Source organism: Terrimonas alba (assembly GCF_042434975.1).
Taxonomy (GTDB): Bacteria; Bacteroidota; Bacteroidia; order Chitinophagales; family Chitinophagaceae; genus Terrimonas_B; species Terrimonas_B alba.
In genome coordinates this window covers 1-9177 of sequence record NZ_JBHMQM010000014.1, presented here as the reverse complement: position 1 = coordinate 9177, position 9177 = coordinate 1, and the positions used below count along the sequence as shown (strand labels likewise).

1 protein-coding gene is annotated in these 9177 nt (G+C 46.6%); it reads right to left on the bottom strand.

Translation table 11 applies throughout. The features are described 5' to 3' along the window. On the bottom strand, positions 1–9177 hold a 9177-nt coding region (locus ACFEL9_RS25805; RefSeq protein ID WP_385896209.1), incomplete at both ends, for an HYR-like domain-containing protein.

Here is a 9177-nt window from a genome sequence, read left to right as displayed (position 1 = left end):
ACTACATCACCCCATGGCAGTGTATAGCTTAAGCAGGCAGCAGCCGTGAACTCGGATGCAGCAGCGGTATTGATAGTGATATGCGCCGTGACAACCGAATCGCAACCATTGACCGTGGTATAAGTATGGGTATAATCATCACTGGTGTTTACCACATCACCCCATGGCAGTATATAGCTTAAGCAGGCAGCAGCCGTGAACTCGGATGCAGCAGCACTGTTGATGGTGATAGATGTTGTACAAGTTGACGTGCCACATGCATCCGCAACTCTCCATGTTATAGTTGAAGTGCCGGGATTAAATGTTCCACTTGCGTCATTTCCTACGCCACTTCTTGTAGTTGCCCCGGTAATTTGGAAAGAAATATCTAGTGTGTCGTTACAATTATTTGAGGCAGCTAATAACGGAATAGTATAGTTATTACCCGATAGTTCACAAAAGGTTTGTGTTGGAGGACAGGCAACTGTCAACGTTGTCGGAGTTATAGTATAAGTGTATACCCAGTTATGGGAAACACCATTACAATTGGTATAGGTGTAAGTATAAGTTTTGATACCGGCACAAACAGGATCAGCAGATACAACCGGAGCAGAAGGAGTGATAACTCTTCCACAGTTATCTGTCACACTGGGTGGTGTTGGAACTACAGCATCAGCTAGACAAGCAACAGTAGAAGCGCCATTAGCCGGCATATTTACAACAGGTGCACTGATGGTATATGTATACACCCAGTTGTAAGTAGTGCCATAACAATCTGTATAGATGTAAGTATAAGTTTTGATACCGGCACAAACAGGATCAGCCGATACAACCGGAGCAGAAGGCGTTATGGCTCTTCCACAATTATCGGTAACAACCGGCGGTGTTGGTGTAACTGCATCAGCCAAACAGGCGACAGTAGACGAACCATTAGCTGGCATTACAACAGCCGGTGCACTGATGGTATAAGTATACACCCAGTTATAGGCAATGCCATTACAATCCGTGTAAGTAAATGTATAGATCTTGATACCGGCACAAGCAGGATCAGCTGATCCAACCGGAGCAGAAGGAGTAATAGCTCTTCCACAATTATCAGTAACAACCGGCGGTGTTGGTGTAATTGCATCAGCCAAACAAGCGACAGTAGAAGCACCATTAGCTGGCATATTTACAAGAGGTGCACTGATAGTATATGTATAGATCCAGTTATAGGCAACCCCAATACAATCTGTGTAGGTGTAAGTATAAGTTTTGATACCGGCACAAACAGGATCAGCAGATACAACCGGAGCAGAAGGAGTAATGGCTCTTCCACAATTATCGGTAACAACCGGCGGTGTTGGTGTAACTGCATCAGCCAAACAAGCGACAGTAGAAGCACCATTAGCTGGCATATTTACAAGAGGTGCACTGATGGTATATGTATAGATCCAGTTATAGGCACCCCCATTACAATCTGTGTAGGTGTAAGTATAAGTTTTAATACCGGCACAAACAGGATCAGCCGATACAACCGGAGCAGAAGGAGTAATGGCTCTTCCACAATTATCGGTAACAACCGGCGGTGTTGGTGTAACTGCATCAGCCAAACAAGCGACAGTAGAAGCACCATTAGCTGGCATATTTACAAGAGGTGCACTGATGGTATATGTATAGATCCAGTTATAGGCAGCCCCATTACAATCGGTATAGGTGTAAATATAAGTTTTGATACCGGCACAAGTAGGATCAGCTGATACCACAGGAGCCGAAGGAATAATGACTCTTCCACAATTATCGGTCACAGCAGGCGGCGTTGGTGTAATAGCATTAGCTAAACAAGCAACCGTAGAAGCGCCATTTGCAGGCAGTATTACTGTCGGAGTCAGGATAGTGTAAGTATACGACCAGTTGTAAGCCGTACCATCACAATCGTAGTAAGTATAAGTATAAGTTTTAGTACCACCGCAAACAGGGTCAGGTGTTACCACCGGTGCAGAAGGGTTGATAGTTCTGCCGCAGTTATCGGTAACAGTAGGTGGTGTTGGAGCCACAGCCTGGGCAGGACAGGCTACAGTGGAAGCACCGTTAGCAGGCAATGATACATCTACTACCGGCGCTGCGATAGTATAGGTATAAGTCCATTGATAGGTTTGATTATCGCAGGCAGTATAAGTATAGGTATAAGTTTTTGTTCCGGCGCAAGCTGGATCAGGTGATACAACCGGAGCAGAAGGAGTGATCGTCCTTCCGCAGTTATCAGTAACAACAGGTGGTGTTGGTGCAACAGCATCGGCCAAACAGGCAACAGTCAAAGTGCCATTAGCCGGCATTACAAGAACCGGTGCACTGATAGTATAAGTATACACCCAATTATAGGAAACACCATTACAATCAGTATAAGTAAATGTATAGGTCTTGATACCGGCACAAGCTGGATCAGCTGATGCAACCGGAGCAGAAGGAGTGATAGCTCTTCCACAGTTATCAGTTACAGTCGGTGGAACAGGCGTAACAGCCTCCGCCAAACAGGCGACAGTAGACGAACCATTAGCCGGCATTACAACAACCGGTACACTGATGGTATAAGTATACACCCAGTTATAAGCAACACCATTACAATCCGTGTAAGTAAATGTATAGGTCTTGATACCGGCACAAGCAGGATCAGCTGATCCAACAGCAGCAGAAGGAGTAATTGCTCTTCCACAATTATCAGTTACAGCCGGAGGTGTTGGTGCCACTGCATCCGCCAAACAAGCGACAGTCGAAGCCACATTAGCCGGCATGTTTACAATTGGCGCACTGATAGTATAAGTATAGCTCCAGGTAGCAGTTGCACCACTACAATCTACATAGGTATAAGTATATGTCCTGGTACCCGAACAACTTAATGTTGATGGATTATCGGTGATTACTGGCGCCGACGCAGTCAATATATTTCCGCAAGCGTCTCTGACTGTCGGTAACGCAATTCCGGAACCGTTTGCATTGGCGGGACAGCTAACTGTTGAGCCGCCATTAGCCGGCATTGGGATAGGTTGATAGTCTACCGTATAAGTATACACCCAATCTTGTGTATTCCCTTTACAATCCGTGTAGGTATAAGTATAAGTTCGGGTTCCTTCGCACGTTAGCGCAGGACTAACAACAGGGACCGATGGCGTTAACACATTTCCACAATTGTCGGTTACAACTGGCAATGTGGGCGGATTGTTGGTGGCTGCAGGACAGGCTACAGTGGAGCCAGCATCAACAGGATCAGCGAATGGCTCATATTCTACGGTGTAGGTGTATACCCAGTTCTGTGTATTTCCTTCGCAATCAGTATAAGTGTATGTATAGGTTCTGGTGCCTTCGCATGTCAAAGCAGTGCTGATAACCGGTGCTGATGGTGTTAGTACATTTCCGCAATTATCAATCACAACAGGCAGCACGGCAGGAGGTGTATTTGTTGCAGCCGGGCACGAGACAGTGGAACCTGCGTCAACAGGATCTGCGAACGATTCGTTTTCCACTGTATAGGTATATACCCAATCTTGTGTATTTCCTTCACAATCGGTATAGATATATCTATATGTCCTGGTGCCTTCGCAGGTTAATGCCGGACTAACTATAGGAGCTGAAGGCGTTAAAATGTTTCCACAGTTATCTGTTACAACAGGCAGCGTTGTTGGGGCAGTATTCGCTGCAGCCAGGCAAGATACCGTTGATCCTGCATCAACAGGATTTGCAAAAGGAAGATATTCTACCGTATATGTATAAACCCAGTTGATTGATAATCCTGAGCAATCCGTGTATGTGTAAGTATAAGTCCTGGTTCCTTCACAGGCAGGTTTTGGACTTATAACTGGTGCAGAAGGTGTCAATATATTTCCGCATACGTCCGTAACCACTGGTAATACCGGCGCCACATCAGTTGCATCAGGGCAGTTAACTGTCGATCCACCATTGGCCGGCACTGCAGTCGGCGGAGTTGTTCTGTCGATTAAATAAGTAAACACCCAGGTGCTGGATAGTCCTGCACATTCTGTAAAAGTATAGGTATAGGTTTTTGCACCTTCACAATCCGGGTCACCACTTACTACCAGCGTTGGAGTAATGATTGCACCGCAACCATCTCTAACCGTTGGAACCGTTGGCGGCACGGCTGCTAATATACATTCTACCGTCGTAGTGACATTGGCAGGAACTGCCGGTGGAGTAGTATTATTTACAATAATGGTTTGTGAACATGTACTCGAATTACCGCAATCATCTGTAGCCTGGTAAGTTCTTGTTACGATATAATTATTGGGACAGGTCTGATTGCTGATTACATCACTGACAAAACTTATCGTTGGATTCGCATCGCATATATCTGTAGCAGATCCACCGGCTGCAATAAAGCTGGCCAGATCAAAAGCCGGTATAGGAGGGCAACTAACATTGAGCGTTGGCGGGCAAATAATTGATGGTGGTGATGTATCAAGTATTCGTATAGATGAAGTATCTGTTGTTACATTCCCGCATGAATCCACTGCGGTAAATGTGACGATACGAACACCACCACAGGTTTGTGTAAATGGAGAATAATTATTTGAAACAGGCAACAAGTTAGATATGTTGGTACTGTCGTAAGCAGTTGCAGAAGCCAGCCATGCACTGATTGTGGCTGCAGTATTGTTGCTGTTACATTCAATGTAAAGTGGCGCAGGTACATCCAATACTGGACCTGATAAGTCAAAAGCAATTGTATAGTTTGTCGTATCCTTATTGCACAACAATCCTGTTTGCGTTTCAGTAACTACCAATGAATAGTTACCGGCTGTTGGTGGTGTAAAGCCCGAAGAATTGGTAGATAAAACGGTGCCCATACCATTTGGTTGACTATACCATTCGTAGACATAAGTTCCGGCCGGGCTTATCGAAGCTGTCAAATTTGGAATATTGCTGGAGCAAATGACAGGCGGAACGTTTACACTTGCCTGGATTGTAGGAATAACATTGACTGTAACATCTTTGCAATCTGTTACAGGCTGGCCATTACAGTTAAGACTGCCAGTTACTGTACCGCACACCTGATAAACAATCGAAGCAGGGGCATTGGCATCCGGTGTAAATATCGGGTTTAAGCAATCGGTACAGGATAAATACCTGAGCAGGCTTTGATCGTTCGGACTAGCCACCGACCATGTTACTGTATTCGGCTGAATACCCGACACCGACAATTGTCCCGGACAATTCGCATCTGCACGGGTAGTGAGGTTTGATACACCAGTTACGCCCGACACCGACTGAATAGAATATGTATTAGGGTTGTTACCTGGCTTACAGAAAGTAAGTGTATAGAAACGATTTCCTTGTAAGCAGACAAACTCTCCAACCTGGTGGGGTGGCCCGCAATCAATATGGTAATACAGTGCACCAGGCGGGATAGCTCCAGATGCGATATTGAAGATAATACCAATAGAGTTTTCATCCAGGTAAAGGTTAAACGACACACATCTTGGCGGAGGAGGACCAGTTGCACCGCAACACAAACCATCTCTTACCACGCTGGGTGAAATCCAGGTACTGTCAGGATTCCCGGTTAATATTACCGGGAAGAAAGGTACAGTTGACTGACACACTGAACAGTTAGAAACATCCTGCACAGTAATTGTTTGGGTGCAGGTCGATACATTGCCACAATCATCCGCAGCTTGCCAGGTGCGTTCAACACTTGTCGGGCAAAATCCTGGCTTCCCTTCCAATCCATAGAACACCTCATTGATAAGAGTTATGGTAACGGCGCCGCAATTGTCAGTCGCAGTAACTGAATTACTGTTAGCTGCAGGAATAGCATCTGGATTAGCAACACTAAAATTATTACAACTGATAACAGGTGCTGTGGTATCATCCACATTAATGGTTTGCACGCCTGTCGCTGTATTGCCATTTGCGTCAGTTGCTGTCCATGTACGGGTGATAGTGTATCTGCCGACACAGTTGCCTGCTGTTATTACATCTGTATAATTAATTGTAATGTTCGCATCTGCTGTACAATTATCAGTAGCTGTTGCCTGGCCAGTTGCTGCAGGCAATTGACTGGACCCGCATTGGATAACTACATTAGCCGGCACGGTAAGAACCGGGGCGATATTATCACCGATTGTTACCGACGTATTCGCAATCACAGCAGGACAGCTGTTTACTGCTGCAATAGTATAGGTGACGGTATAAATTCCCGGCGTCGAGGCAGCAGCATTGATAGAACCCGTTGCAGAATTAATGCTTAGGCCAGCAGGTGCAGAAAAAACGCCGCCGTTCGTGCCGGAGATCGTTACCGGGATGTTAGTATTAGTTGGGCAAAACGGACCACCAGTATAACTGATGGTTGCAGCAGGTAACGGATTAATTGTGATCGTTGTGTTAGTGGTGAAAGCGGCACAACCACCTGCTGCCGGTATGGTATATGTAATCGTATGGGTACCTGTTGCACTCGTGCCTAAATTAATAGCACCGGTAGTGTTGTTGATTTGTAATCCCACCGTGCCACTGTAAGTGCCACCGGCTGTACCTGTTTGTGTAACCTGGATCACGCCACCGTTTGAGCAAAACGTAGTTCCGGAATATGAAATGGTAGCGGTAGGTGCTGCGGTAATTGTTACAGAATTGATTGCTGTTACGGCGGCGCAGCCTCCCGTTGCCGGGGATGTATAGGTGACTGTATATGTGCCCGGTGTACTCGTTGAGGGTGTGATAGCTCCTGTAACCGGATCAATAGTTAATCCCGCAAGCGCACTAAATGTACCTCCTGTATAAGCATTTGTTCCCGTCAGCGTAACAGGTTGTGCCGTTGTTACGGAATTGCAATAAGGTGATCCGGTATAAATAATATTGGCCGTTGGCACCGGGGTAATGGTAATGATATTGTTAAAGACAACTGGTATTGCCGGGCATCCTCCGGAGGCAGGTATTGTGTAAGTGATGGAATAAGTTCCGGGTGCGCTGGCACTCGGTACTATTGAACCATTACTGAAATGGATCGATAGACCTACGGGCGATGAAGTGTAGCTGCCGCCGGTATAGGCTCCGGTACCTGTTAAGGTAACAGGTTGGGCAATATTATTATTGATACAGAAAGCCGATGCAGGATAGCTAACAGAAGCTGTTGGCCTTTGCGTGATCGTTACATTGGTTGTAGCAGTACCTGAACATCCGTTTTGATCTGTAACAACCAAAGTATACATACCATTGGCCGCAGTTGTAACATTTGTTATCACCGGATTTTGAAGCGTCGATGTAAACCCGTTTGGACCAGACCAACTATAATTCAAAGTGCCCGTACCACCGGATGTGTTGGATGAAAGATTTAAATCGCTTCCGGAACAAACCGGTGTATTTGAACTAATGCTGTTTATTGTGATTGCAGCAGGCTGCACAATGGTGACCGAAGCGGTAGCTGTACAATTATTGTTATCCGTAACGGTAACGGTATAAGTTCCTGCAGCAAGAGCGGTGATGTCCTGGGTAGCAGCGCCATTGCTCCACACATAAGTGTAAGGAGTTGTACCACCATTAACACTTAAGTCAACAGAACCGGTGGTATTGCCAAAGCAAAGCACATCCACTTTTGAAGAGGTGAGAGCCAGGGCCGCAGCAGGCTGCCCAATGGTGACCGAAGCGGTAGCTGTACAATTATTGTTATCCGTAACGGTAACGGTATAAGTTCCTGCAGCAAGAGCGGTGATGTCCTGGGTAGCAGCGCCATTGCTCCACACATAAGAGTAAGGAGTTGTACCACCACTAACACTTAAATCAACAGAACCGGTGGCGTTACCAAAGCAAAGCACATCCACTTTTGAAGAGGTGAGAGCCAGGGCCGCAGCAGGCTGCCCAATGGTGACCGAAGCGGTAGCTGTACAATTATTGTTATCCGTAACGGTAACGGAATAAGTTCCTGCAGCAAGAGCGGTGATGTCCTGCGTGGTTGCGCCATTGCTCCACACATAAGTGTAAGGAGTCGTACCACCACTAACAGTTAAATCAACAGAACCGGTGGTATTGCCAAAGCAAAGCACATCCACTTTTGAAGAGGTGAGAGCCAGGGCTGCAGCAGGCTGCCCAATGGTGACCGAAGCGGTAGCTGTACAATTATTGTTATCAGTAACGGTAACGGAATAAGTTCCTGCAGCAAGAGCGGTGATGTCCTGCGTGGTTGCGCCATTGCTCCACACATAAGTGTAAGGAGTCGTACCACCACTAACAGTTAAATCAACAGAACCGGTGGTATTGCCAAAGCAAAGCACATCCACTTTTGAAGAGGTGAGAGCCAGGGCTGCAGCAGGCTGCCCAATGGTGACCGAAGCGGTAGCTGTACAATTATTGTTATCAGTAACGGTAACGGAATAAGTTCCTGCAGCAAGAGCGGTGATGTCCTGCGTGGTTGCGCCATTGCTCCACACATAAGTGTAAGGAGTTGTACCACCACTAACAGTTAAATCAACAGAACCGGTGGTATTGCCAAAGCAAAGCACATCCACTTTTGAAGAGGTGAGAGCCAGGGCTGCAGCAGGCTGCCCAATGGTGACCGAAGCGGTAGCTGTACAATTATTGTTATCAGTAACGGTAACGGAATAAGTTCCTGCAGCAAGAGCGGTGATGTCCTGCGTGGTTGCGCCATTGCTCCACACATAAGTGTAAGGAGTTGTACCACCACTAACAGTTAAATCAACAGAACCGGTGGTATTGCCAAAGCAAAGCACATCCACTTTTGAAGAAGTGAGAGCCAGGGCTGCAGCAGGCTGCCCAATGGTGACCGAAGCGGTAGCTGTACAATTATTGTTATCCGTAACGGTAACGGAATAAGTTCCTGCAGCAAGAGCGGTGATGTCCTGCGTGGTTGCGCCATTGCTCCACACATAAGTGTAAGGAGTCGTACCACCACTAACAGTTAAGTCAATGGACCCGGTGGCGTTACCAAAGCAAAGCACATCCACTTTTGAAGAGGTGAGAGCCAGGGCCGCAGCAGGCTGCCCAATGGTGACCGAAGCGGTAGCTGTACAATTATTGTTGTCCGTAACGGTAACGGAATAAGTTCCTGCAGCAAGAGCGGTGATGTCCTGGGTAGCAGCGCCATTGCTCCACACATAAGAGTAAGGAGTCGTACCACCACTAACACTTAAGTCAACAGAACCGGTGGCATTGCCAAAGCAAAGCACATCCACTTTTGAAGAGGTGAGAGCCAGTGCT